Raw genomic sequence first — 26,680 nt, forward strand, 5'->3', positions numbered from 1 at the left:
CGTTTCCGCGTCCGCGCGGCGGCCCATCGTTATTGTTCTGTTCTGCGGTCACACCCGCCTGATACGCTGGATTATTGCCCGGCGGCCGCCTTGTCCAGAAGCCAGATGAGTTCCCCTTCGGTGGTGATGTGGCTTGCCGGTTCCGCCGGGTCGCCCGCGCGCACCTTCGCAAACGCCTCCTTCTTCCCCGCGCCTGCCAGCATGAACACGACATGGCGGCTGGAATGGATGGCGGGATAGGTCAGGGTCAGGCGCGTATGCGGCGCGTCGTCCGGAACACAGGTCGAAACCCACAGTTTGCGTTCCTTCAGGACGGGCTGGCGCGGGAACAGCGACGCCGTATGGCCGTTATCCCCCAGCCCCAGCATCACGACATCGAACAGGGGACGCCCCGGCTGGAGGGTATCGGCGCCATAGATTTTCTGCAGTTCCGCCTGGTACTGCGCCGCCGCCTGCACCGGGTCGCCCGATGTGGGCATGCGATGGATGTTCTGCAGGGGCACCGGCACGTGCTCAAGCATCTCCGTCTCGACCATGTTGTAATTGCTGGCGGGATCATCGGCGGGAACAAAGCGTTCATCGCCAAAGAAGAACTGCGTGTTCGCCCACGGAAAGCGCCCGGCATATTCATCGGACGCAAGGATCTGGTACAGCCGCTTGGGCGTCGACCCGCCCGACAGCGACAGCACGAACGGCCCGTCCTTTTTCGCCAGCGCCTGCTGCGTCAGCCATTTTGCCATGTAATGCGCAATTGCTTCCCCATCGGCAAGGACGATCATCTCGCCCGTCCTGACATCATGCCCGCCCGTCATGTCATGCGTCTCCCAGCACGTATTTTTCGATCCCGTTGGCGAATCCCTCCTCCTCGCACGAGGTGGAGACATAGGTCGCCTGCTTCTGGACTTCCGGGCTGGCCTGTCCCATGGCGATGGACATCCCGCTCTTGCGGAACATCAGCACGTCATTGGGCTGATCGCCCAGCGTCACCATCTGCGACGCGGGAATGCCCAGCAGCCGTTCCAGCGTCATGACCACGCCGCCCTTGTTGGCGTCGCGGTTGGTGACGTCCACGTAATAAGGCTGCGACAGCGCGGCGGAGGCGGTATCGCCAAGCGCCTGCTGCAGGTCATGTTCCAGCCGCTTCATCAGGTCGAGGTCATCGCTGACGCCGGTAATCTTGACCACCTGATCCAGTTCGTCACCGATGACACCGACCTTGGGGGGAAATTTGACCGTCCACTGTTCGCGCGCGACATGCGGCGCGTCGATTCTGGAGACGATCCAGTCATTGCCGTTATAGACCCACGGATCCGCCTTGTGATCGCGGATGATGCCGATCACCTTGCGCGCGGTATCCGCCGTCAGGGTCCGCGCCTCGATCACGGAAAAATCGGGCCGGACCATCATGCCGCCATTGAAACCCGCGATGGGCTGGTCGATCTTCAGGGGGTCGATCACCATCTTCATGCCCTTGGGCGGGCGCCCGCTGGTGATGGTGAACAGGATGCCGCGTTCACGCAGGCGTTCGACCGCACGGATCGCGCGCGGCGTCAGGATCTTGTCCTTCGTCACCAGCGTGCCATCGACGTCGGCAAGGACCAGCCGTATCTTTTCCGCCGGCGTCGCCGTCGCGGCTGTCTGTGTCCCGACTGGTTGCATAACCTTCTCCTTCTGCGTCATCTGACGTCAGGCCCGGGGCAGGACAAAGCGTTCCATCGCCCGTGCCCATCCGTCCTGCGTGTTGGTGTCCGTCACGAAATGGGCATGTCCCTGCACCTCGGCCGGGGCATTGCCCATCGCGATGGCCACCCCGGCCACGTCAAGCATCGGAATATCATTATTCATGTCACCGATGCAGGCCACTTCGTGAATATCAATGTCCATCAGGTGTGCCAGCTCGCGCGCGGCATGCCCCTTGTTGGCCAGGGGATGGGTGACATCGACCAGGCATTCCGACGAACGGTGCACGTTCGCCCGTCCCGCCAGCTGCACGCTGAGTTCGCGTTCCACCGTGCGCAGCCGCGCCTCGTCGGTGGAAACGCCCATGATCTTGCCCACGCCCTCGTAATGGCGCGACAGGTCGGGGGCCACGACGGGGGTGGTCTTCACCACCTCCTCCTCATGACGGACCAGCGGCGTGTCGTCACGACGCACCAGCCAGGCGTAATCAATGAACAGCCATGGCTCCACCTCCCGCGACAGCAGCTCCTCCACCGCCTCGCGCGTGGTGGCGGGGTCCAGCGAATGACGCGACATGATTTCACCCCCCGCCGTGCAGATCAGCCCGCCGTTGAGGGCCGCGATCGGCCGGTCGATGCGCAGCGGCGCAAGGAAGGGCCGCATGCCCACCGGGCCCCGGCTGCTGACCAGGCACAGCGCGATTCCCGCCCGGCGCAGCTCCTCCGCCGCCGCCAGCGCGGCCGGGGTCAGCCGCTTGTCCGGGGTGACAAGGGTGCCATCGATATCCGAGACCACCATACGTATCCTGGCCGAAGGCGGGCGCCGAGCTGTCATGTCCGTATCATCCTGTGTGTCATGAACCTATCTTGAGCCAGTGCCGGTGATCGCGCGCCAGCAGGTCGTCGGCGGCCTTCGGCCCCTCTGACCCGGCGGGGTAGAAATGCAGGAAACCGGGATCACGTTCCCATTCCAGAACAGGCTGGACCACGCGCCATCCGGCCTCGATATTGTCGGCGCGCTGGAACAGGGTGGCATCGCCGATCATGCAGTCGTAAATCAGCGTTTCATAGCCGGTGCTCGGCCCTTCCTTGAACCATTCGGAATAGTCGAATTTCATCCGCACCCCGCCCAGATGCACCGTGGGGCCGGGGATTTTCGCCGAAAACTGCATCGTCACGCCTTCGGTGGGCTGGATATGCAGCAGCATGATGTTGGGGGTCAGCTTGTCCACCGGCGTATCGCGGAACAGCGCATAGGGGGCGGATTTGAAATGGATGGCGATTTCGGTCTTGCGCGCCGCCAGCCGCTTGCCCGTGCGCACGTAAAACGGCACCCCGGCCCAGCGCCAGTTATCAATCCGCAGCTTCATCGCGACATAGGTTTCGGTGCGGGACTGCGGATTGATGCCCGGCTCTTCGCGATATCCGACGACGGGCTCGCCCTTGATGGTGCCAGCGCCGTACTGGCCCCGGACCACGTCCTCGCGCCCGACGGCGTGGATGGCCTTGAGCACCTTGGTCTTTTCATCACGAACCGCGTCGGCGTCGAAGGAGGTCGGGGCTTCCATCGCCGTCATCGCCAGCAACTGCATCACATGATTGGGCACCATGTCGCGCACCGCGCCCGTGCCCTCGTAAAACTTGGCGCGCTGTTCGACGCCGACCGTCTCCGCCGCCGTGATCTGGACATGGTCGATATTGTCGCGGTTCCACAGCGGTTCAAAGAAACCGTTGGAAAACCGCAGCGCCAGGATGTTCTGGACCGTTTCCTTGCCCAGGTAATGGTCAATGCGATAGATCTGGCGTTCACGCAGGCTTTTGAGCAGGCGGGCATTCAGCGCCACGGCGGAGGCCAGGTCGCTGCCGAAGGGCTTTTCGATGATGACGCGACGGAACATGCCGTCGGTTTCATGCGCAAGGCCGCTATGGCCCAGCTGATCGACGATCGCGCCAAAGAACCGCGCCGCCACGGCAAGGTAGAAGATGCAGTTCGTCTCGCCCACTTCCTGCGCAAGCTGGGCATAGGTCGCCTCGTCCTCGAACGAGCCACGGACGTAGCGGATGCGCGACTGCATCCATTCCCACACATCCTCGCGCAGGGGGACGGATTCCGTTCCCCGGCTGCTTGTGAAATTCTTCAGCGCGTCGTGGAAATTCTGCTTCAGCTGGCCGGTGGACATATCGGTCCAGTCAACGGCCACGATAGAGAAATGGTCATCCAGCAGACCCGCGCACGCAAGGTTGTAAATCGCGGGGATCAGCAGCCGGCGCGTCAGGTCGCCGCCGCCGCCAAAGATGACAAATGTGCCAGGGGGACTGCGACGCGGGGCATTTTCATGTCCCACGTCGCCAATCTGCGATGATGCCGATGCGACAATACTTTCCATCAGGCTGCTCCATGAAATGTTTCCATCCGGTAGAAACCCGGCCGCCAGCCTGCGGTCGTTGTGTTGCCGTCGCGATCATGGCAGCCGGGCATGCGATCAGACGCGGCGTGCGTCAGTTGTTCGTCCCTTCGATATGACCGCCAAAGCCGAAGCGCATCGCCGACAGCAGCTTTTCGGCATAATTGTTGCCGGTGCGCGAACGGAACCGCGTGAACAGGGCGGCGGTGATGACGGGCACGGGCACCGCTTCCTCGATCGCGGCGTCGATGGTCCAGCGTCCCTCGCCCGAATCCGCGACATCGCCCTTGTAGTTCGAAAGATCCGGATTCGCCGCCAGCGCCTGCGCCGACAGATCCAGCAGCCACGACGAAACGACGCTGCCACGACGCCACACCTCGGCAATGTCGGGCATGTTCAGCTCGAAACGCTGCTCGGGGGGGAGTTCGGTGGAATTCTTCGACTTCATGACGTCGAAGCCTTCGGCGAAGGCCTGCATGATCCCGTATTCGATGCCGTTATGGACCATCTTGACGAAATGGCCCGACCCGGCGGGGCCGCAATGCAGGTAGCCAAGTTCCGCGCGCGGGTCGAGGCCCGGCTTGTCACGGCCCGGCGTGCGCGGCACGTCGCCAAGTCCCGGCGCCAGCGCGCGCAGGATCGGATCGATGTGGTCGGTGGCGTCCTTGGTGCCGCCGTACATCATGCAGTATCCGCGCTCCAGCCCCCAGACGCCGCCAGACGTGCCGACATCGACGTAATGGATTCCCTTTTCCGCCAGCACGCCGGCGCGACGGATGTCATCCTTGTAAAAGGAATTGCCGCCATCGATCAGGATGTCGCCCTTGCCCAGAATGCCGCCAAGTTCCTCCACCGCGGCTTCGGTCACGGCGCCGGCGGGCAGCATCAGCCAGATGATCTTGCGATCGGCCGTCAGCTTTGACGCCATGTCCTTCAGGCCGGTGGCGGGCTTCGTCTTTCCCGCCTCCGCACGTTCGCTTACCTTGGAAATCACGGCCGGATCACGGTCGTAAAGGACCACGTCATGGCCGTGACGCGTCAGGCGGACGGAGATGTTCCCCCCCATCTTACCCAGGCCGACGATACCGATTTGCATGATTATTGATACTCCTGATGTGGAATTCCCGCTGCCCCCGCCTGTCGGGCACGCGCACGTCCATCGGGCATGGGCGTCCCGGCGGGGAAAGGCAGGGCCAATGACCCCGCCATTGATCCATCAACGGCGGGGCGGCGCATTGCGGTGGATCAGACCGCGGCCTTTATGATCTGTCCCAGTTTTTCAAGCCCGGCCTTCAGCCCGCCATGGATGTGCACCCGCAGGGCACGGCGGCCGCGTTCGCCAAGGACTTCGAGGTCACCGCGCGCCTGCGCTTCCTTGACGATGCCAAAGGTGTATTTTTCCCCCGGGACCGGCAGGTTGATCGCATCGTCGCAGGTGATCTGCAGGAACACGCCCGTGTCGGGACCGCCCTTGTAGGCCTGGCCGGTGGAATGCTGGAAACGCGGGCCGAATTCGGCCGCCGTCGCCAGCTTCAGCGCATCGCGGATCGACAGGCGCACCGTCTGGATCCATTCGCGCGTCGCCGTGTCGCGTTCGATATAGGCCAGAAGGGCGACATAATCCCCGGCCTTGCCACGGGCGAAATGCGCCTTGAGGATTTCCTCCGCCGTCTTGCCGCCCTTCAGCGCGGCCGCGTTCTTCGGATCGGCATAGAACGCGAACGTCCCGTCCTTGGCGAAGGGTTCGTACGGCGGCAGCTTGCCGGTCTCGTTATAGGCGGTGGTGATCTTCTTGGTCTCGATCTTCGAGGCCTCAACATCGGGCTGGTCAAAGGCATTGATGCCGATGATCGAGCCCGCGACCGCCGTCGCGAATTCCCAGCGGAAGAATTCCTCGACGATCTGGCGCTTTTCATGCAGCTCGATGGTCACGACCGGCTCGCCCGCCGCGATCAGAGCCTTGAACGCCGCGTCCTGCTTCTCGCACGGCTTTTCCGCCAGACGCAGGTAGATGAACACGCGATCCTTGCCATAGACGGAGGCCGGACCCGCCGTCTCGTCATCAATGGGGATCAGCCCGCGACCGTTCTTGCCCGTCGATTCCGCAAGCAGCTGTTCCAGCCACGCGCCCATGTCGTAAATCGCGGGGGAGGCAAGGATCGTCACCTTGTCACGCCCGAACGACTTTGCCGCGACCCCCAGCACGCTGCCGAGGATGACGCCGGGATTCTGCGCCGGCGGGACCGAGGCCGCGCAGGACTTTTCACCCCGCAGCGCCGATTCCAGCAGAAGCCGCAGCGGCAGGCCCGCGACGGCGGCGGGCACCATGCCGAAATCGGACAGGACGGAATACCGCCCGCCGATCTGCTTTTCGCCATAGAAGGTCTTCCAGAACCCGTCGCGCTTTGCCACGGCTTCCATGTGCGACCCGGGATCGGTCACGGCGATGAAATGCGAACCGACCCTGTCGCCCAGCACCTTCTTCGCCTGGTCATAGAAATAGGCCTTCAGGATGTTGGGCTCCAGCGTGCCGCCCGACTTGGACGAAACGATGAACAGCGTCTTGGAAATGTCGATCTTGTCCTCGAACGCCTTGACCTGCTGCGGGTCGGTGCTGTCGAGGACATACAGGTGCGGGAAACCCTCATGCTTGCCGAACGTCACGGACAGGACTTCCGGACCGAGGCTCGATCCACCCATGCCCAGCAGCAGCGCATCGCGGAAGCCGCGCGCCTTCACTTCGGCCTGGAATTCCTCGAACTTCGACAGGGCGGCCAGCTGGTCGTCAACGATCGACAGCCATTTCAGCCAGCTTGCCTCGTCCTTGCCGGTCCACAGGGTGGCGTCGCGGCCCCACAGGCGGCGGACCTTGCCATCCTTGCGCCATTCCTCAAGCTCCGCCTTGACGGCCGTATCAAGCTCGGCGGGCAGGTTCAGCGTGGTGCTCGTCATCTTCTTGCCCACGAACGCCGCCTGCTTCGCCGCGACCGAGCCAAGAAGTTCGTCAAACGCGTCCTCGAACGACTTCACGCCCTCATCCACCAGCACGGTGGTCACGCCGTCAAGGTCAAGGCCAAGGCGCTTCGCCTCCGCCAGGACATGGTGCGCGCCCTTGACGTCATGCGTCAGGGTCGGGGCCACCTTGCCATGGTCGCGGAAGGCGTCGAACGTCTTGGGCGGGATGGTGTTGACCGTTTCCTCGCCAATCAGGGCATCGACATACAGCACGTCGCTGAAGGACTTGTCCTTCGTGCCCGTGCTGGCCCACAGCAGGCGCTGCGGACGCGCGCCCGCCGCCGCCAGCTTCTGCCAGCGCGCGCTCTTGACCACGCCCTGCCAGTATTCATAGGCGGCCTTGGCGTTCGCGATGGCGACCTTGCCACGCAGCGCCTTCAGCGCGGCGGCGTCCTTGTCGCCGGCGGCGACGCGACGGTCGATTTCGCCATCGATCTTCACGTCGATGCGGCTGACGAAGAAGGAGGCGACGCTGGCGATGCCGGAAATGCTCTCCCCTTTCGCAAGGCGGTCCTCAAGCCCCGCGATGTAGGCCTCGAGAACTTTCTTGTACGCCTCGATGGAGAAAAGGAGCGTGACGTTGACGTTGATCCCTTCGGAAATCGCGGTGCGCACGGCGGGCGCGCCCTGATCGGTGCCGGGGATCTTGATCATCAGGTTGGCGGCGTCCACCGCCTTCCACAGGCGCCGGGCCTCGGTAATGGTGCCCTGCGTGTCGCGGGCAAGGTAGGGGGAAACCTCGAGGCTGACATAGCCATCGACGCCCCTGGTCTCTTCATAGACAGGGTGCAGCACCTTGGCGGCGTTGCGGATATCCTCGATCGCCAGCAGTTCGTACAGCGTGCCCGCGTCAACGATCTTGTGTTCAAGGATGGAGCGGATCTGCGGATCGTAATCCGTGCCCTGCCCCATCGCCTTCTGGAAGATGGAGGGGTTGGAGGTCACGCCCTTCAGCCCGTCCTCGTCCACCAGCTTCTTCAGGCTGCCGTCGGCGGTATAGGAACGCTGGATGAAGTCCAGCCATGGCGACTGCCCATACTTCGCCAGCTGCTTTAACGGATTTTCCGCGCCGTCCCGGCCTGTTTCGTGCACACTCATCTCTGTGCATTCCCTTCTTTTCATGGGCGGGTCGATCGCGCGGCCCGTGCCGCGACGATCACCCGCCTGATCCTGACAAAACCAGAACAGGGCCACATCAGGGCCCTGTTCCGTTGTAAATGACAGTCTATGACGCCTTGCTGGCGAGCTGCTTGCGGGCTTCGGCCACCACCGCGTCAACGGTAAAGCCGAACTTCACCTCCAGCTGTTCCGCCGGGGCGGAGGCACCGAACGTGTGCATGACGATGGTTGCGCCACTCAGCCCGACATAACGGTCCCACCCAAGCTGGGCCGCCTGCTCCACCGCCACGCGGGCCGTGACGTCGGGCGGCAGCACGCTGTCGCGATAGGATTTGGGCTGGGCCTCGAACAGGTCCCACGACGGCATCGAGACGACGCGCGCCTTTACCCCTTCGGCCTTGAGCTGTTCGTACGCCTTTACCACCAGACCGACCTCGCTGCCTGTTGCCATAAGGATGACATCGGGCTTCCCGTCGGCATCCGCAAGGACATAGGCCCCTTTTGCCAGCCCCGACGCAGGCGCATAGGTCTTGCGGCAGATGGTCGGCAGGTTCTGGCGGCTCAGCACCAGCACGGACGGGCGGTCCATCATCGGAACCAGGGTGCGCCATGCCTCGGCCACCTCGTTCGCGTCGGACGGACGGATCAGGGTGACGCCCGGCGTCGCCCGCAGCTGCGCCAGCTGCTCGATCGGCTGATGGGTCGGTCCATCCTCGCCCACCCCAATGGAGTCATGGGTGAAGATATAGACGACCGGCAGCTTCATCAGCGCCGACAGGCGGATCGGCGGCTTCATGTAGTCGGAGAAGATCAGGAAGCCCGAGCAGTAGGGACGCAGCCCCGCCAGCGCGATGCCGTTGCAGATCGAGCCCATCGCGTGTTCGCGCACCCCGAAATGCAGGTTGCGCCCGCCATAGGTCGCCCCCCATTCCGGCGGCTGGAAATCGCCCGCGCCCTCGAACGTCAGGTGCGTCTTGGTGGAGGGCGAAAGGTCCGCCGAACCGCCGATCATCCACGGATAGTTGACGGCCACCTGGTTGAGCACCTTGGCCGAGCTGGCGCGCGAGGCGATGCCTTTCGCGTCGGCGGGGAAGGTCGCGATGTCCTTGTCCCACCCTTCGGGCAGGCTGCCTGCGAAGATGCTGTCGAGCTGGGCCGCGAGTTCGGGATATTCCTTGCGATAGCCCGCGAACAGCTCGTACCACGCCTTGCTCGCCGCCGCGCCGCGCGTGGCAATTCCCTGGCGGAAATGTTCCGGCACGCCGTCGGGGACATAGAAGCTCTTGTCTTCCGGCCAGCCATAGAACTTCTTGGTCTCGCGCACTTCCTCGACACCCAGTGGCGAGCCATGGGCCTCCGCCGTACCGGCCTTGTGCGGCGAACCCCAGCCGATGATCGAATGCACGATGATCAGCGTCGGGCGTGACGTCTCGGCCTTCGCCTCTTCCAGCAGGCGGCGGAAATCGCCCGTGTCGTTGGCGTCGCGCAGTTCGAGCACATGCCAGCCATAGGCCTCGAAACGCTTGTGCACGTTCTCGGTAAAGGCGATGCGGGTGTCGCCCTCGATGGAAATGCGGTTGCTGTCATAGATCCATGTCAGGTTCCCCAGCTTGAGGTGACCGGCCACGGACGCCGCCTCGCTGGAGATGCCTTCCATGTTGTCGCCATCACCGCAGAACGTATAGATGTGATAGTCGAACAGCTTGAATTCCGGCTTGTTGAAGCGTGTCGCGAGCCATTTTTCCGCGATCGCCATGCCGACGGAATTGCCACAGCCCTGGCCCAGCGGGCCGGTCGTGGTTTCCACGCCGCTGGTATGGCCATGTTCGGGATGGCCCGGCGTGCGGGAATCAAGCTGGCGGAACTGCTCGATATCCTTGATCGTCAGCGACGGGGCGTCGATCACCTTGCCGTCCTTCAGGTCGCGGACCCCCGCGAGGTAGATCAGCGAATACAGCAGCATCGACGCGTGGCCGATCGACAGGACGAAACGGTCGCGGTTCGGCCACAGCGGGTTGGCCGGGTCATAGTTCAGGACATCGCGCCACAGGGTATAGGCCGGCGGCGCAAGCGCCATGGCCGTGCCGGGATGGCCCGAATTGGCCTTCTGCACCGCATCCATGGACAGCGTGCGGATCGTGTTGATGCACAGCGTGTCAATGTTGGCGGGCATGCTGCCGCCACCTTCTGGTGCCCTTGCGGGACAGGGAAACAATGAATGCATAAAACCACTCTCCTTCATCCTGACTGCCCCGATCCGCAACATGCCTGATGAAATCGGGACCGGCGGCAGATCCACCGGCATCCTGACACTTCGACAAAACGCACATCACGTAACAGGCGCCGGCGTCCCGGCACGCGCCCATCAGGGGCGCGGCATGGGCGCGATATGCCGGGGCCTGTCCGAAACGGTTGATGGGGCAACCGTTTTACGCACAATCTCATGACCACCTTATGGGAACAAGCCACCACATCCGGCACGACAGTCCCCGTATTGAAGGCCCGAACCGCGCGCGATGCCAGCCTTGCTGAATCACGACTGCTCGACCCCCTGATGCCTGATCGTAACGACCGCCATGGCGCATGCCTCCCACCACGAAGCCATGGCGCGTTGCGGGGGCCATGAAAATGACATGACCCCGTGGTCTGGACATGCAAGGCGGGTGGCCCGCTTCTTGCGAAGGGTCCCGGCATTGCGTAATCATCATGCGACGCCGCACGAAGACCCGTGCAGGCACGACGCGACCCGCGCGTCGCAATGGCGGCTCCGCGCCCCATGTTTCAACCCCGTTTCAACCCCGCACGCGAGGCAGGCCCATGACCAAGACAATCGCCAGCGGCGACCCCGCCGCGACCGCACCGGAACAGACCTTCACGACCACCCAGATCGCGGACCTGTTCCTGTCGGCCGCGCGTGACGGGGAAACGGACCTGGTCAGGGAATTCCTGCGGGCGGGAATCGACCCCGATGTCCGCAATGACAAGGGATATACCGCGCTGATCCTGGCCGGGTACAACGGGCATGCCGACACGGTGCGCGCCCTGCTCGAAGGGGGGGCGTCGCCCGACCTTCAGGACCAGAAGGGGGCCACGGCCCTGGCGGGCGTGGCGTTCAAGGGCGACCTGCCCAGCGCGCGCACTCTGATCGCGCACGGGGCGAAAATCGACATCCCCAACGGGGTCGGCCGCACGCCGCTGATCTTCGCGGTCATGTTCAACCGCGACCCGATGGTCGCCCTGCTGCTGGAACACGGGGCCAACCCCGACCTGCGCGATGGCGAAGGGGTAAGCGCGCGCATGCTCGCCACCCGGCAGGACAATACCGAACTGCTGGCGCTGATGGGGGCCAGGCCGGCAGAGGGCTGATCCACCCGGCCGTATTTTTCCGCCCGTTCCTTTCAGGCATTTCTCCCTTTTCATTTTCGTGTCATCCGTAGGCATGCGCCCGCATGTCGGCCCCCGCATGCCGACACAGTTCGCGTTTCAGTGGAACCCCAATGCAATGAGCCGTTTCTGGAGTCCCGTCGTCCATCGCCTGACCCCCTACGTGCCGGGGGAACAGCCGCGCATGACCAACCTCATCAAGCTCAATACCAACGAATCCCCCTATGGCCCCTCCCCCCGGGCGCTGGCGGCCATCCGGGCGGCGACGGACGATACGCTGCGCCTGTATCCCGACCCCGCCGCGCTGGCCCTGCGCCAGGCGATCGGGCGCGCGCATGACGTGCCGGCGGGGCATGTCTTTGTCGGCAACGGCTCGGACGAGGTGCTGGCCCATGCGTTCCAGGCGCTGCTCAGGCATGAGCGGCCGCTGCTGTTCCCCGACATTTCCTACAGCTTCTATCCCGTCTATTGCGGGCTGTATGACATCACGGCCCAGACCGTGCCGCTGGATGACGGGATGCGCGTCAATGTGGCGGATTACATGCGCCCGTGCGGCGGCATCATCCTGCCCAACCCGAACGCCCCCACCGGCATGGCGCTGGGGTTGGCGGATATCGAGACCCTGCTGACCCACCATCGCGACCAGGTGGTCGTGGTGGACGAGGCGTATGTCGATTTCGGGGGCGAAAGCGCGATCGGCCTGACGGCGCGCCACGACAACCTGCTGGTGGTGCGCACCCTGTCCAAATCCAGCGCGCTGGCGGGACTGCGCGTCGGTTATGCCGTGGGGCATCCCGACCTGATCGAGGCGCTGAACCGGGTCAAGGACAGTTTCAATTCCTATCCCCTCGACCGGCTGGCGCAGGCCGGGGCGATTGCCGCCATTGAAGATCGGGAATGGCTTGCCAATATACGTGAACGGGTCATAAGATCGCGCGACAGGCTGACAGACAGCCTGGGAAAGATGGGGTTCGAGGTCCTGCCCTCATGCGCGAATTTCGTATTCGCGCGCCATCCTGACCATGACGCGCTGACCCTGGCCCAGAACCTGCGGGAACGGGCGATCATCGTGCGCCATTTCAGGACGCCCCGAATCGCCCAATGGCTCCGTATCACCATCGGGACCGAAGCCGAATGCCAGGCGCTGTGTGATGCGCTGGCTGACATCACGGCCATACCCCGCGCCTGAGCCGCCCCCAAGCGCCATCAGGTCGGGCTAACGGTTATCGCTGTCATGACCCACGGGGGATATCCCTGCGTGGGCATGGGGGCGTGCGTGCCCTTTCCACCCCGCCTGAACAGACACCTGTTTTCCATTCGAATGGATTATCATCATGCGTGCATTCCACGGACAGATGTCCGACAACCAGCCCATCCGCCGTTCGCTGGCGGAAAAGCAGAAGCAGCTGCGCGACCTGCGCGAAACCCTTGCGAACATGAAATCGCATACGGCGGCCTCCCTGCGCGAAAGCGTGCAGAAACGCATCCGCCAGCTTGAGGCCGAACTGGCCGCCGCCCCGGCGATGAAGGCACCCGCCGCCAGGGGGCGTGACACGGGCGATCGCGCGCCCTCACGCTCTCCCCGCCGTCGCCCCGAACGGGGCTGAACGGGGGCGAGGCCCGGAAATGTTTTCCAGGGTCCCTGTTACCATCAGATGCTGGCGGCAAACTTCAGGGCTCTGCCCTGAAACCCGCCAAAGGTCACAGACCTTTGGAAACCACCATACATCCAACGAATCTGGGCGGCAGGGGCCTGTCATCCGACCCCTTCCCGCCCCCTTGAAGGGTCACGTTTCGACGGCCAGAGGCCGCCCGAAAAGACAGGCCTGACAATACCCTGAAATCATGAAAGTTTTTGGTGAAGCTTTTTGCAAAAGCTTCGAAAGACGTCGCCTTTTTGAAAAAAGGCGACACCCAAAAACTTCTGTTGTTTTCAGACTGTCTTTTAAGCCGTTCCCAACGCTCACTGCTCCCTGTCCGGACCACCCCACATAAAGAAAGCGCGGACCTGCAAGGCGGGTCCGCGCTTTCTTTATGGTCAGGGCTTTCCCCGCACCGGCTGGCGCGGGGAAAGGCCGGATGCCTCAGTGATGATCAGCGGCAGCCAGTTCCTCGGCGATGTCGCCACGGGCCGCGGCTTCATCCATGTAACGACGCGCCTCCGGCGAGATCGTCAGCGTGATGGTCAGCAGCGCGGACAGCAGATACAGGCCGGAGAAGATCCAGATGATCCCCTCGATCCCGTGCCAGGATTCGAACCACGTGACCACGGCCGGGCCAACCCATGTGCTGGCACCCGCGCCAAGGCCCAGCGCGGACAGGGCCGCCGCCTTTTCCTTGGGGCAGATCTGCGGCATCAGGCCCGACAGCGGGACGAAAGCCGCGACCGTCGCGCCATACAGCGCGCCCATGGCGGCCGCGATGGCGAAGTTGCCGGGGAACATCAGCGGCACATAATAGAACAGCAGCACCGTGATCGCGGCACCGACACCACCACCGATGGCGACGACCGAGCGATGGCCAAGGCGGTCGGCCATCATGCCCGAGACAAGGTTCACCAGGATGTTCGCCAGGAAGATGATCGACAGCAGCTGCAGCCACTGCGACAGCGAGAAGCCGATGACCTTGGTGAAGAACGCCGGCATGATGACCAGGAACGCATATTCCGACGCCGTGTCGATGATGCGCACGATCATGGCGATGAACGTCTTGGGTTCACGCCACAGGATGCTGACGGAGCTGAAGAAGATCGTGCCCGCCGCCGTGCCCGGCGGGGCAAGGCGCTTGCTTCCCGTCGGTTCACGCGTCATCAGCAGCGCAAGCAGGCCACCGAACAGCACCAGCACCAGCGAGCTCCAGAACGTCATCATTTCACCGATCACGGGGATGGCGAAACTGGCGAACAGGGATCCCAGCGTGGGCAGACCGCCGGAGAAGGCGAACCAGAACCAGCCCGCGGCCGAACCCAGCTGATGGCGCGGCGTGGCGGCAGCGATCCACACAAGGAAGCCATACGTGAACAGCGGATAGCCAAAGCCACGCATCGTATAGGCCGCCAGCATGATGGAATAGCTGTTGGTCGCGACACCCATCGACAGGAACGCGACCTCGAACACGGCCCAGATCGCAAGGCCGATCCACATGACCCGCTTGGGTCCCCACAGGTCGGACAGCGGGCCCGACACCCATGAGGAGATGGAAACAGTCACTCCATAAATCGTGAAGAGCAGCGCGGTGTCACGCGACGAAATGCCCTGCCCTTCAAGATACGGCGCAAGATAGCCTGCCTCCACGCCGTCACCGATCATGAAGAACAGCAGGCCGACGAACCCCCAGAACAGGGGTGTGGGTATGCCGAGCTTGTCAGCAAGCGAAGTTCGTTGGGACAGAACGTCTGTCTGTTTCAAGGGGAGATACTCCTCTTTCACAGGCAACCGACATCAGACTGAGGGGCTCCGCCTCATTGCGGAGCATCGATGCAGGCTGCGTCCACGATGCCCCGGCATGCCGGGTTGCGATCGTGGAACCTCAGGTAAAAAAAGCGCGGTTACGCAAGATGCGCCCGCACGCACGGGCGGAAGAACGCCGCAAGCCAAAAGCCCCGCCACACGGATGCACCATGTCCGGGCGATTTGCGGATCGTTGCCAGCCGTTGTCATGTCGTCCATCACGGCCTGAAATACGGGTCACGATATCGGCATCAGACATGATATGTGACAGTCATCGCATTCGTCCTCACCTGTATCAGGGGCGAAAATTCGCCTTCATGAAGGGGCGGATGGACCATAAATTTTTAAGATGTGCAAAATCATTACGATACCGAACGATTTTGCAGGGCCATATGTCTGTGCACCTCCCGGTTTCAGGCAACGCAATATATCGAGTGGCTGATTTTATACTCAAAAGAACATCAGAATGTAAGCAAATTTCAAATTTTTGGCGCAATTGTTATTTGTTGCTGATTCCACAAGGATTTTTTTGACATACATTGAGACATCGACACATCTTTTCCCCGTCATGCCTTGCTGGCATACTCTGGCCGCGCGCTTTTCGCCGTGCCGACAGGCCACATGACACGGCGAAAACCCTGTTTTTTCGAATGTCGCCACCACCCAAGGGGGCACCAGGTCATGGAACATTCCAAAGTGAGCCTCTTCACCCGTTTCCTTTTCCCCACGGTTTCCGTCCTTGCCCTCCTGCCTGCGTACCTGTCCGCGCCGGCCATGGCGGAAACGCTTGCCACCCAGAAGGTGCAGCGCGCGATGGACGTGCTGCAGTTCAAGCCGGACGCCGCGAGCAAGAGCTGCATCGAAAAACTCGAGGAACTGCACAAGATGCAGGCCGTCATCCAGAAATCGAGCGAGAGCAACACCCGAGACCCGGACATGTCACTGGCCCACGACGTGATGGAATCGGATTACGAGGATGCAACCGAAAGCTGCGTTCCCGATGCGGCAAAGCTGTGCGGGGGCAAACAGTTCCAGTCCAATGCGCGTTTTTCACAGTCATGTGAAAGTCTGGACGCCCTGATGTCCATCGACGGATCATCGGAAGGCGAGGAGATGGTCACAGCGCCGGTTGGAAACTCCCCTTCCGACGGATCCTGATCCCCGCGCGGTTTCCCCTCGCCCCGGAAACCGGCCTGAGGGACGCCCTGCAATCATAAGGAAGTTTTTGGTGAAGCTTTTGCAAAAAGCTTCAGGGGAACGTCGCCTTTTTGGATAAAAGGCGACGCCTGGAAACTTCTGTCATTTTATCGGCGAGCTGTTTTCCAGACAGGTCCGACACGGCGTCAGCCCGTCGCCGGCAGTGCCTCCAGCAGGCGCAGCCCCTCCGCATTGCCCAGGACGGCGGCCTTTTCACGGGGACTGAGCACGGCACGGGCCGCCTGCAGGTCGGAAGCCTCCTGCAGCTTGACCAGCCCGACCAGAAGGTTGGCGTCAATCGGATCCCCCCTGTGCCGCGGTGGCGGCAGCATGGCGCAATGTAGCGCCAGCAGCGCCGGGTGCGATCGCAGCGTCGCCAGCGCATCGGCAATGGGATGCCCGGCCATGTCACGCAGGTTGCGCACCGCCCGCGCCAGCACGTCGGGGGGAGATGTTTCCTCCGGGATCAGCAGCAGTCCCATGCGACGCAGTTCCTGGCCGGCGGCACGGTTCCCCGTCAGGATCGCCAGCGGAATGGCAAGCACCAGCCCCAGCAGGACCGGCAGCATCCACAGGAACAGCGACAGCGACACGCTCCACGCAGCGATGCCCAGCACGACACCGAACGCGGTATAGCCCGCGTACAGGCGGGCATTCTGCATGACGGGCACGCCCCCGTCATCGCGACGCTGCGCATTCCATCCCGAATCGCGTCCCATCAGGATCGAAATGACGCCCATCGTCTGGATCAGCATCGCCACGGGCGCGACCAGACCGCCCAGCACCGTTTCGACGACCATCGACAGGGCGGCGCGGACCGCCCCGCCGCATCCCCGCCGCAGCCGCCCGTCAAACAGCAGCGCGACATAGGCCAGCATTTTCGGCGCGAGCAGGATCCCCATCGTGCACAGGAACATGAAACGCGCCTGCACCGGGTCGACATGGGGCCAGTGGGGATACAGGATCTTGGTATCGCCAAAATATTCCGGCCGGGAAAAACGGTTCTGCAGCGACACGAGGATGCCCGCCAGCAGGAACACGAGCCATAGCGGCGACGTCACATACGACCCGATCCCCATCAGCATGTGCAGGCGGCTGATCCAGTGCAGTCCCCGTGCGGACAGGACCTTGGCATGCTGCAGGTTGCCCTGGCACCAGCGCCGGTCCCGGATGGCGATATCGGTCAGCGAGGGGGGACTTTCCTCATACGATCCCATCAGGGCGGGCACCATGTGGATGGCCCATCCCCCACGGCGCATCAGCGCGGCCTCGACGAAATCATGGCTCATGATAGCGCCGCCAAACGGCTTGCGCCCCGGCAGGTGCGGCAGCGCGGCCTGTTCGGCAAAGGCACGGGTGCGGATGACCGCGTTATGGCCCCAGTAATTCCCCTCCGACCCATGCCACCATGCGATGCCATGGGCGATCAGCGGGCCGTACACCCGTCCGGCGAACTGCTGCATGCGGGCGAACAGGGTCGTGCCATTGACGATCACCGGCAGGGACTGGATCAGTCCTACGCCCGGATTGGCCTCCATCGCGGCGGTCAGACGCACGATGGTGTCGCCCGCCATCACGCTGTCGGCGTCAAGCGTGATCATCTGTTCGTACGCCGCGCCGAAACGGCGGACCCATTCGGCGACATTTCCGGCCTTGCGGTCTATATTCTGCGCCCGACGACGGTAATAGATGCGTACGCCCCCACCCGCCGCGCGACGCAGGGCCATGTATGCCTCTTCCTCCGCCACCCAGACATCGGGGTCCGTGGTGTCCGACAGGATGAACAGGTCGAACGCCGCCGCCTGCCCGGTCGCGACCAGACTGTCGCAGATCGCGCGCAGGCCCGCCATCACACGGCCCGGGTCCTCGTTATAGGTCGGCATCAGGAGTGCCGTGCGCGTGCGCAGCGTGGGCAATGGCCCGTCGCGATGGATGCCCAGCCCCAGTCCGCCCTTCGCCATCAGGGAGCCAAACCCCGCCAGCGCCGAGGTAAAGGCCAGCGCGATCCACAGGAACAGCACCACGAACAGCACCAGCATGATGATACCGGCGATGGAGACGCTGATGGCATTGAACACGAGGTTCATTTCATAGGTGGCCCACCCCGTCAGCGCCAGCGCGCCGCCAAGGACAAGGCACCGGCGCGCAACGATACCCGACCACTGCGTGACGGGCGTGCCGGCATGCCCGCCCGGCGGCAGTTGCGACAGGGGATGGACCGGCATGTCCAGCGGGGCCGGCGGCGGCAGGGTGGCATACGTGCCGGCCGTCGCCGCGGCCTGCGGCTGCGGGGTGGACTGCACCCCGGAATGCCCCGTGGCCGCCCCGCGCGTCACGGCGTCCATCGATAGACCCAGTCCTCTGACACCGTGCCCTGATCGTTCGCCAGGGAACAGTCAAGTTCGGCGATACGGGCCTCCTTGGGGTCGAATTCGAACGTGGCGCGCCAGCCATGGATGTCGGGATTCGGCTCGACCACCACGTTGCGGATCTCGCCAGCCGAAGTCCGGTTCTGCAGATGGAATTTCGCATCCGGCGGCAGGTGTTCAAAGGGCGCGCCATCGAAATCTATGTCGAAAAAGCGGGTATGCGACCCATCGGTGGACGCCCCCACGCGCGTTGCGGCGACCCGCGCCAGATGGGTGGGCCATGGCGTGTCCCATCCCCAGTACATGCGATAGGTAAAGGCATATTCGTGCCCCGCCGCCATCGCGTCACGCGGCCGCCAGAACGCGACAATGTTGTCATTGACCTCGTTGGGGGTCGGGATTTCCACAAGGTCCACGCTGCCCGCGCCCCAGTCGCCGATCGGTTCGATCCACAGCGAGGGCCGCTTTTCGTAACTGAGGGACAGGTCCTCGAAATCGGTAAAGGCGCGCTTGCGCTGCATCAGGCCAAAGCCATGGGGACGGACATCGGCGAACGCCGAAAACTGGAGGTCCTGCGGGTTGCGCAACGGACGCCACAGCTGCTGGCCGCCGCCGGTCCACATCGACAGCGCCTCGCTATCATGGGCGGCGGGCCGCCAGTCATCGACATGGTTGCGGTCGTTCGCGTCGAAATAGAACATCCCCGTCAGCGGCGCGATGCCGGACTGGGAAATCTCCTTGCGCGGATAAAGATAGGTCTGCACATCAAAGACCGTCGTCTCGCCCGGGCGGATGGTGAAGCGGAAGGCCCCCGTCAGCGACGGACTGTCAAGCAGCGCATGCACGACCACGCTGTCCACGCCCGAACGTGGCTTTTCCAGCCAGTAGGCGCGGAACATGGCGAATTCCTCGCCCTTCGGGTCGCCCGTGCCGTCGGCGAATCCCCGCGCCGACAGGCCATAGTTCTGTCCCTTGGCCACGGCGCGGAAATAGGACGCGCCAAGGAAGACGCAGAATTCCTCCATCACGCCGGGCGTGTTGATCGGCGCGCGGATCCGCAGCCCGGAAAAGCCCAGATTGTCCTCCACCCGCAGCGCCGGGTTGCCATAGGTAAACAGGTCCGGGGAATAGGGCACCGGCGCCGCCTTGCCGTCGATGACCTCATACATCTCGATCCGGGGACGGTACAGGTAGCCGCGCGGGAAGAATTCCACGTCGAAACCCAGGTTCTCCCCATGCCACAGCGCCTGTTCGGAGCGATAGGCGATGGAGGTGAACTGATCGAAATTCATGTCCCGTATGGCGGCGGGCAATGTTTCCTCGGGCGCGTGATAGGACTGCTGCGACAGGCGATGCGCAAGCTGCCTTACGGTGGTGTCATCGAAAACCGTCGTGCCCGCGGGATCCGCCGCGCGTGCACCGCGAAGCGTGCCAACGCCCCCGAACATGGAAAGAACCGACAGGCTTGCCCCGGCTTTTACAATATCACGTCGCAACACTGAAAATATTCCCCGATCATTATCATTATCGGTCCGCCGCGGGCCAATGCCGCGATGGACATCTTTATCAATCGAACCCGCGTCACTTCAGCGCGGTGGCAGTATGGTCATTCTTTCCTATACATCACGTACATCACGGCATGGCTTTTTCACGGCACCTCGCACATCGCCGCCATTTCCGCCAGCGGCGCCTCGACCGCCTGGCGGGAAAGCCGTTCAATTTCCCTGTAAAGTGTCAGGACCCTGCGCCCGTCATCGGACAGGCCCGCGCCGCCGCCGCCGCCGGGACGCGCGGCGACAAGCGGCCTTACGAAAACGCCATTCATCGATTCCACCAGCAGCCACGCCCGACGATAGGACATGCCCATGGCCCGCGCCGCCGCCGAGATGGAGCCTGTCTCCTCGATCTGTTCCAGCAGGCGGATCTTGCCGTGTCCCAGAAGGGGCTTGCCATTGGCATCAATACGTAACGTAAGACGCAGATCCGTCATTCTGTCATGTGCTCCTGCACCGTGGGATAGGATGGCCATTCCGGACAGAAATAACCGGTATATGACTATATCGTCCAATAAAGCCGGGAAATGTTTTATTATATGTCCCGTCTATACGCACAGTGGTGAAAATGACAGCACAATGGCGCCCCATGTACCGTTCCGACCTGTCACGGATTCAGGCGCTGGCTGGCACGATTCATCCCGCCTATCCCGAAGATGACGCCGTTTTCGCACAGCGCCTGTCCCTGTGCCCCGCGGGCTGCCTTGTGCTCGGGACGCCTGATGCGACGGCGGGATATGTGCTGAGCCATCCGTGGCGACGCGGCGCGCCACCCCGGCTGAATACCCTGCTGGAAGGCCTGCCGCCACGACCGGAGTGCTGGTACGTGCATGACCTCGCCATCGCGCCTGCCTGGCGTGGGCAGGGGGCTGCCGGCATGGCGCTGGATCTGGTGGAACGGGTCGCGCGGCAGGCGGGATTCGGGCGCATGGAACTGGTCGCGACATCCGGGGCCGTCCCATTCTGGAAACGCCGTGGCTTCATGCCCGCGCCGGACGGCGCACTCCTTGCGGCCTCGTACGGGGACGGGGCACTCCTGATGGAACGCCCCGTCACGTGATCAGAAGACTGCCCCGAAAGTCAGTCCAGCAAAACCCTGAAGTCATGAAAGTTTTTGGTGAAGCTTTTTGCAAAAAGCTTCAGGGAACGTCGCCTTTTTGAAAAAAGGCGACACCCAAAAACTTCTGTCACTTTATCAGCCATGTTGTTTTCAGACACTCTCCCTTATGCCGCACCCGCCAGAAGGGGATGCGGCGCAAGGACGGTCCGCTCATCAGTCGGGAAGGCTGGCGCGCACGCCACGGCTGCGGATGGCCTGACGCGCCGCCACGATCGCCTGTGTCAGCTGCGGCGTCTGGACATCGCGCCACCCATCGAACGCCGGCAGTGCAAGGGCGGCGGCAAGGTCGGGATCACGGGCCAGCGCCACCTCCCCCTCGGTCAGGGTCGGCTCCAGCGGGGTATAGGTTCCCCCCTTTTCATCGACGCCACGCAGCATTTCCAGATAGGCGGCAAGGCCGAAGGCAATGCGTGACAGGTCATGTCCGGAGTGCAGCGACCGGCGCACCGTATCGGTCCAGAAAACCTGTGACTTCGACGCGCCATCGCTGCAGATGCGCAGCAGGGTATCCGCCACGGCGCGGTTGGAAAAGCGGCTGATGACCTTGCGGCGATAGGCGTCGGGATCCAGCCCCGCCGGCGCCTCGATCTGCGGCATGACATCCTTTTGCAGATAGGCATTGATGAAACGGCGCAAATCCTCATCCGCGATGGCGTCATGAACGTACCGGTATCCCAGCAGCAGGCCCAGCGCCCCCAGCGTCACGTGCGAGGCGTTGAGCATACGCACCTTCACCTGCTCGTATCCGGTCACGTCGCGGACGAATTCCACCCCGGCCTTTTCCAGCGGGGGGCGACCGGCGCAGAAACTGTCTTCGAGGACCCACTGACTGAAATCCTCCGCCAGTACCGGCAGCGCGTCATCCAGCCCGCTTTCGCGGTTCAGGATCGTGCGCGTCTGCGCATCCACGCTGGGGGTAATGCGATCGACCATGCTGCATGGAAAGGTCACGTTGGCCTCGATCCACCGCGCCAGTTCGGGATCGCGGGCACGCGCATATCCGACAAAGGCAGTGCGGGCCACGCGGCCATTATGACGCAGGTTGTCGCAGGACATGACCGTAAACGGCCCCGTCCCGGCCGCGCGGCGCCGGCGCAGGGCCTCCACCACGAACCCGAACACGGTGGAAGGGACCTCCGGATTGGCAAGGTCGGCCTGCACCCGGGGATTATCGACGCGGAATTCGCCGGTCTCCTCGTCAATGTTGTAACCGCCTTCGGTGATGGTCATGCTGACGATACGGATCGCGGGATCACACAGCCGCGCCAGCACCGCCTGCGGATCGTCCGGGGCCAGCAGGTAATCGCGCAGCACGCCGATCACCCTGACGCTGCGTCCCCCGTCGGCATCCACCTCCGTCAGGGAATACAGCCCGTCCTGCGCGCGAAAGGTTTCGGCCTTCTTCTCGCTGCGTGCGCCCGACGTCAGGCCAACGCCCACGATGCCCCATGGACCCGGATCGCCCGCATCAAGGCATCGTTCGACGTACCATGCCTCATGCGCGCGAAAGAAATTTCCCACACCGAAATGCACGATTCCTGGCGCAAGGGTTGCCGGATCATAGGCCGGGCCACGCACACCTTTGGGAAGATTTCCAAGAATCGCTTTATTCAGCATAACTTTTTCCAAACTCCTGACCAACGTGAACAGGTGCCAGTCATCACGTGATGACTGGCACACATCGTATCAACGCGCGAAAACGCCATTGGTGGCATGGAATGTTACACGGAATGTCATATCGGGCGGGGCATCGGGGCAACCTTGCGCCACCCGGCGGCCCATGTCAGGTGGAAGTAGGGACCGTGGCGTGGGCTTCACCAAGGCTCGAGGCCCCTTCGTCCGTGCGCCCGTCGGCCCAGACATTGCGGATGACGACCGTCAGATCGGTATGCAGCAGCCCCAGGGCGAAATGCATCACCGGGGTCCAGTGCGTTCCCGGCTGCGGCAGTTGCGCCAGCACGTCTTCCACCCCATCGTCGGGAAGCGGGTGGCGACGGCTGCGGCTGGCGGCCTGGTCGCAGCGATCGGCAATCAGCCCCAGGACGTGCTGCAGCACTTCGCGTTCGCTGCGCAGGGGATGGCCGGTACTCGCGGCCTCCCCTTCCACGGCGGCGCGCGCGATGAAGATCGCATCCGCGCGCAACCGGCGCAGAAGCCCCGGCAGGCGCAGCACCAGCGGGTCATGCCGCGCGAGGGATCCGGGATGCTCGACCTCCGCCTCCTTCACGCCGTCATTAAGGTCCTGCAACAGTGCGCGGCATGCATCGTCAATCGCGGAAACCGCGTCATTGTCCGGATGCTGGTGCAGCGCCAGCTGCAACAGGTCCGACAGCCGCCGCAGCAGGACCGCCGAATTGCGCAGCACCTCGCGCCGCGCCCCGTTGCGCAGGACGAAGAACGACACCACGAACGAGACCACCACGCCGATCATGATCGAGGCGATGCGGTCAAACGGGCGGGCGAACGGCGCGCCATTGCCGGGGAACAGCAGGACCACCATCAGCGTGATGACCGCCACGCGCATCTTGGGCCGCGCCGCCGCCAGAACCGCCACGGGCATCAGCATGACCCAGAACACGACATCCGTCGGCCAGTAGAGCCACTGTTCCATCGCGATGGCCGAAATCCCGGCGCTGGCCCCGATCAGGGTGCCCACCACCTGATCCTGCCCGGTCGACAGGGTCTGTGTCATGCGGCTTTGCGTAATCACGACCACGGACGTGATCAGCGCCCAGACAGGCTCCTGCAGGTGGACCAGATGGGCGACCACGCCCGACCCGATCAGCGAAACCAGCATGCGCACGACCTGCCGCCATGTTCCCCCGGCCAGCAAGAAGGAATCCTTCAGCGAAAGAAACGAAAGACCCGCCATCAATCGGAATGCGCGCCTGCTTCGGTCAGGGGGAAGGGCACCCAGCGCAGGCCGTCGCTGTTCTGCACCAGGAACAGCACGGTCCGGCGGTGCTGTCCGCGCACAAGGTCGATCTGGTGTTTCAGTTCCGCCGGGGTGTTGACGGCCGTCTGCTGCACTTCGGTAATGACATCGCCGTTGCGCAGTCCGCGTTCGGCGGCGGGACTGTCATCGGTGACGCCCGTCACGACAACACCTTTCTGCCCCTCGGCCATGTTGTATTTCTGGCGCGCGATATCGTCGATCGCGCCAACGGTGAAGCCAAGGCCCGCGACCGCCATGCTGCCCGTGGCGGGGGCCTTCTGGGCGGGCTTGCCATCCGCCTTGTCGGTTTTCTCCTCCGGCAGGGCGCCGATGGTGATCGCGACGTTCATCGGGTGGTCATGGCGCAGGATGCCCAGATGCGCGACGCTTCCCGCCGGAAGCTGTGCCACGAGACGCGGCAGCGCGCGCCCGTCAATGTCCTTGCCATCAAGGGTCAGGATCACGTCACCCGTCTGCAGGTGGGCGACCGCCGCCGGTCCCTTTGCCTCCACCCCGGCGATCAGGGCGCCATGCGCGCTTTTCAGGCCGAGCCCGTCGGCAATATCCTGCGTCACGTCCTGAATCCGCACGCCGATCCACCCGCGCGACACCTTGCCATGCTTGCGCAGCTGTTCGATGATTCCCTGCGCCTCGGCCGAGGGAATGGCGAACCCGATCCCGATCGACCCGCCCGAAGGGGAGAAGATGGCCGTGTTGATCCCGATCACGTCGCCATGCAGGTTGAACAGTGGCCCGCCGGAATTGCCCTTGTTGATCGGGGCGTCCGTCTGGATGAAATCGTCATACGGCCCCTGTTCGATATTACGCCCGCGCGAGGAGATGATGCCCGCCGTGACCGTGCCCGACAGGCCGAAGGGATTGCCGATCGCCAGCACCCAGTCCCCCACGCGCGCATGATCGCTGTCGCCAAAGGGCACGGCCGGCAGCGGTTTGGGGCTGTCCACCTTCAGCACCGCAAGGTCCGTGCGGTCGTCATGGCCCAGCAGGTGCGCCTTGAGCACCGTGTTGTCCTGCAGCGTCACCGTAATCTGTTCGGCATTGCGCACGACGTGGTTGTTGGTCACGACGATGCCGGAAGGGTCGATGATGAAGCCCGACCCCAGCGCCTGCATCTTGCGCGGCGGCGCGTTGGGGGAGTTCTGGCGGTTCATGAAGTCGTGGAAGAACTTCTCGAACGGGGAGCCTTCGGGGAAATTGGGGATCTGCGGGCTGTTGTCGCCCTCGTCCCCGTCGTCGTCCTCCTCGCCGGGGCGGACCATCTCGGTGGTGGAGACGTTGACCACCGCAGGCAGCAGCCGCGCGGCCAGGTCGGCGAAGCTGTCGGGCGTGTCATGGCCGGGCGCGGGCAGGCGCACGGGGTCGCTGACGGGGGTAACGTGTGGGGCGCCCGCCGTCGTCGGGACAGAGGCCGGCGGCACGGCTGGCGGCAGCGCATATGCCCGCGCCGTTACCATCGCCAGGAACGCGGCCCCCATCCCCATGACGGCGCTGGATCGGGAAAAAGCGGAAACGTGATCGGGCATGTGGCAGGTTGCTTCCTGATCTGGACGGGGCCTGAGGATCTACACCATTGCGGCGGACAGGGCGAATGTCACGCCCCGCCTCCCTGATAACATGACGCGACACCTCCCGGCAGCCCCGTCAGTTCAATAAGCCACGCCGCCAGCGCCTCGCCCAGCAGACGATACCCGTGATCGTTCAGATGCAGCCCGTCCGGCGACAGGTCCAGCGGGCTCAGGCCCAGTTCCGTGCACCACGACTTCATCCGGACATAACGCGTGAACAGCGGGACATGATCCTGCGCCGCGATATGATGCACCGCGTCGCGGAACGCGGGGAACGCCGGACAGGTTTCAAGAACCGGGCAATATTGCTGGTCCATCAGCACGACGTCCGCGCCCGATGCGCGCATCGTCGCCAGGTCGTCGCGGGTGCGCGCGACAAAGGCCGCGACATCATCGCCCTTGAGCGGATCGTTGCTGCCGGTCTGCCAGACGATCAGATCGGGACGGTCCGCCAGCATGGCGCCGACGCGCGCGTGCATCGCCTCCGCATCGTCGCCGCCCACCCCGTGGGCCACGACCTGCACCCCGCCGGATGCGAACGGGGCCAGCACCTTTTGCATGATGGCGGGCAGGGCATGCGCGGGCGTGCTGGCCCCCACCCCTTCGATCGTGGAAGACCCGAACAGGACGATGCGCACGCCCTGCCCCCCGCGCAGCATGCGCGTCAGGCGCGGCAGCACGTCCGCCGTAATATTGTCCGTCATGACCGTTCCTCCCTCATGAAACCTGCGCGCGTGAACCCGGCGCGCCCGTCCCCTGCGCATGGGCCCGGGGACAGGCGGCCATTCCATGCCCGTCCGAACGTATTTGCGATATGACGGACGTCAATCGGAAACCGTTTCGAAATCACGCGATGCCGGAAAACCACC

20 protein-coding genes are annotated in these 26,680 nt (G+C 63.7%); 5 read left to right on the forward strand and 15 right to left on the reverse strand.

The window, feature by feature from the left end:
• Nucleotides 1-71: 71 nt before the first annotated feature.
• From pgl to tkt, 7 genes are all read right to left on the reverse strand, one after another.
• The gene (gene pgl, locus CFR71_RS04835; RefSeq protein WP_110527896.1) at nt 72-812 is read right to left on the reverse strand and encodes a 6-phosphogluconolactonase; all 741 of its coding nucleotides are present in this window, start codon (nt 810-812) and stop codon (nt 72-74) included.
• A 1-nt stretch (nt 813) separates the two neighbouring features.
• Complete coding sequence (locus CFR71_RS04840; protein WP_110528496.1) at nt 814-1,659, reverse strand: Cof-type HAD-IIB family hydrolase; 846 nt, start codon at nt 1,657-1,659, stop codon at nt 814-816.
• Nucleotides 1,660-1,686: 27 nt separating this feature from the next.
• Nucleotides 1,687-2,514 (reverse strand): HAD family hydrolase, encoded by an 828-nt coding sequence (locus CFR71_RS04845; protein ID WP_110527900.1) that lies wholly within the window; start codon nt 2,512-2,514, stop codon nt 1,687-1,689.
• 19 nt (nt 2,515-2,533) lie between these two features.
• On the reverse strand, nt 2,534-4,066 hold the full coding sequence (gene zwf, locus CFR71_RS04850) for a glucose-6-phosphate dehydrogenase (RefSeq protein ID WP_110527904.1): 1,533 nt from the start codon (nt 4,064-4,066) through the stop codon (nt 2,534-2,536).
• Between the two features lie 112 nt (nt 4,067-4,178).
• Nucleotides 4,179-5,180: a phosphogluconate dehydrogenase (NAD(+)-dependent, decarboxylating) gene (gene gnd, locus CFR71_RS04855; protein WP_110527907.1), complete on the reverse strand. Its 1,002-nt coding sequence runs from the start codon at nt 5,178-5,180 to the stop codon at nt 4,179-4,181.
• A 149-nt stretch (nt 5,181-5,329) separates the two neighbouring features.
• Nucleotides 5,330-8,197 (reverse strand): bifunctional transaldolase/phosoglucose isomerase, encoded by a 2,868-nt coding sequence (locus CFR71_RS04860; protein WP_110527910.1) that lies wholly within the window; start codon nt 8,195-8,197, stop codon nt 5,330-5,332.
• A 127-nt stretch (nt 8,198-8,324) separates the two neighbouring features.
• Complete coding sequence (tkt, locus tag CFR71_RS04865) at nt 8,325-10,391, reverse strand: transketolase (RefSeq protein WP_206057950.1); 2,067 nt, start codon at nt 10,389-10,391, stop codon at nt 8,325-8,327.
• Nucleotides 10,392-11,035: 644 nt separating this feature from the next.
• On the opposite strand from tkt, the gene CFR71_RS04870 reads away from it, so the two are divergent.
• From CFR71_RS04870 to CFR71_RS04880, 3 genes are all read left to right on the forward strand, one after another.
• Complete coding sequence (locus CFR71_RS04870; RefSeq protein ID WP_110527916.1) at nt 11,036-11,584, forward strand: ankyrin repeat domain-containing protein; 549 nt, start codon at nt 11,036-11,038, stop codon at nt 11,582-11,584.
• Nucleotides 11,585-11,720: 136 nt separating this feature from the next.
• A complete protein-coding gene (hisC, locus tag CFR71_RS04875; RefSeq protein ID WP_110528499.1) occupies nt 11,721-12,791 on the forward strand; it encodes a histidinol-phosphate transaminase in 1,071 nt (356 codons plus the stop codon).
• A 145-nt stretch (nt 12,792-12,936) separates the two neighbouring features.
• The gene (locus CFR71_RS04880; protein ID WP_110527919.1) at nt 12,937-13,209 is read left to right on the forward strand and encodes a hypothetical protein; all 273 of its coding nucleotides are present in this window, start codon (nt 12,937-12,939) and stop codon (nt 13,207-13,209) included.
• 477 nt (nt 13,210-13,686) lie between these two features.
• On the opposite strand, the gene CFR71_RS04885 is transcribed toward CFR71_RS04880, so the two are convergent.
• Nucleotides 13,687-15,009, reverse strand: coding sequence for an MFS transporter (locus tag CFR71_RS04885; RefSeq protein ID WP_110527921.1), 1,323 nt, complete (start codon nt 15,007-15,009; stop codon nt 13,687-13,689).
• A 738-nt stretch (nt 15,010-15,747) separates the two neighbouring features.
• On the opposite strand from CFR71_RS04885, the gene CFR71_RS04890 reads away from it, so the two are divergent.
• Entirely contained in the window at nt 15,748-16,209 is a 462-nt protein-coding gene (locus tag CFR71_RS04890) for a hypothetical protein (protein WP_239019462.1), read from the forward strand.
• 185 nt (nt 16,210-16,394) lie between these two features.
• Here the strand turns inward: CFR71_RS04890 and mdoH are convergent, their stop codons facing one another.
• The 3 genes from mdoH to CFR71_RS04905 all read right to left on the reverse strand — a co-directional run bounded on the left by mdoH (nt 16,395) and on the right by CFR71_RS04905 (nt 20,607).
• The gene (gene mdoH, locus CFR71_RS04895; protein ID WP_110527927.1) at nt 16,395-18,593 is read right to left on the reverse strand and encodes a glucans biosynthesis glucosyltransferase MdoH; all 2,199 of its coding nucleotides are present in this window, start codon (nt 18,591-18,593) and stop codon (nt 16,395-16,397) included.
• Nucleotides 18,581-20,065, reverse strand: a complete 1,485-nt coding sequence (locus tag CFR71_RS04900; RefSeq protein WP_239020282.1) for a glucan biosynthesis protein — start codon at nt 20,063-20,065, stop codon at nt 18,581-18,583. Before CFR71_RS04900 ends, mdoH begins: the two co-directional genes overlap by 13 nt.
• Before the next feature lie 200 nt (nt 20,066-20,265).
• Nucleotides 20,266-20,607 (reverse strand): winged helix-turn-helix domain-containing protein, encoded by a 342-nt coding sequence (locus CFR71_RS04905; RefSeq protein ID WP_110527933.1) that lies wholly within the window; start codon nt 20,605-20,607, stop codon nt 20,266-20,268.
• A gap of 131 nt (nt 20,608-20,738) precedes the next feature.
• Here CFR71_RS04905 and CFR71_RS04910 point away from each other — a divergent pair, with 131 nt between their 5' ends.
• Nucleotides 20,739-21,230, forward strand: a complete 492-nt coding sequence (locus CFR71_RS04910; RefSeq protein WP_110528502.1) for a GNAT family N-acetyltransferase — start codon at nt 20,739-20,741, stop codon at nt 21,228-21,230.
• Between the two features lie 213 nt (nt 21,231-21,443).
• On the opposite strand, the gene CFR71_RS04915 is transcribed toward CFR71_RS04910, so the two are convergent.
• The 4 genes from CFR71_RS04915 to CFR71_RS04930 form a co-directional block, all read right to left on the reverse strand.
• On the reverse strand, nt 21,444-22,907 hold the full coding sequence (locus CFR71_RS04915) for a mannitol dehydrogenase family protein (protein WP_110527936.1): 1,464 nt from the start codon (nt 22,905-22,907) through the stop codon (nt 21,444-21,446).
• A gap of 166 nt (nt 22,908-23,073) precedes the next feature.
• A complete protein-coding gene (locus tag CFR71_RS04920; protein ID WP_110527939.1) occupies nt 23,074-24,162 on the reverse strand; it encodes an FUSC family protein in 1,089 nt (362 codons plus the stop codon).
• Nucleotides 24,162-25,769, reverse strand: a complete 1,608-nt coding sequence (locus CFR71_RS04925; protein ID WP_110527942.1) for a DegQ family serine endoprotease — start codon at nt 25,767-25,769, stop codon at nt 24,162-24,164. Before CFR71_RS04925 ends, CFR71_RS04920 begins: the two co-directional genes overlap by 1 nt.
• Nucleotides 25,770-25,837: 68 nt before the next feature.
• Nucleotides 25,838-26,515 carry an SGNH/GDSL hydrolase family protein gene (locus CFR71_RS04930; protein ID WP_110527946.1) on the reverse strand — a complete coding sequence of 226 codons (678 nt, stop codon included), beginning with the start codon at nt 26,513-26,515 and terminating at the stop codon, nt 25,838-25,840.
• Between the last annotated feature and the right edge of the window lie 165 nt (nt 26,516-26,680).

This window comes from Novacetimonas pomaceti, from assembly GCF_003207955.1.
In the GTDB taxonomy this organism is placed as follows: Bacteria; Pseudomonadota; Alphaproteobacteria; order Acetobacterales; family Acetobacteraceae; genus Novacetimonas; species Novacetimonas pomaceti.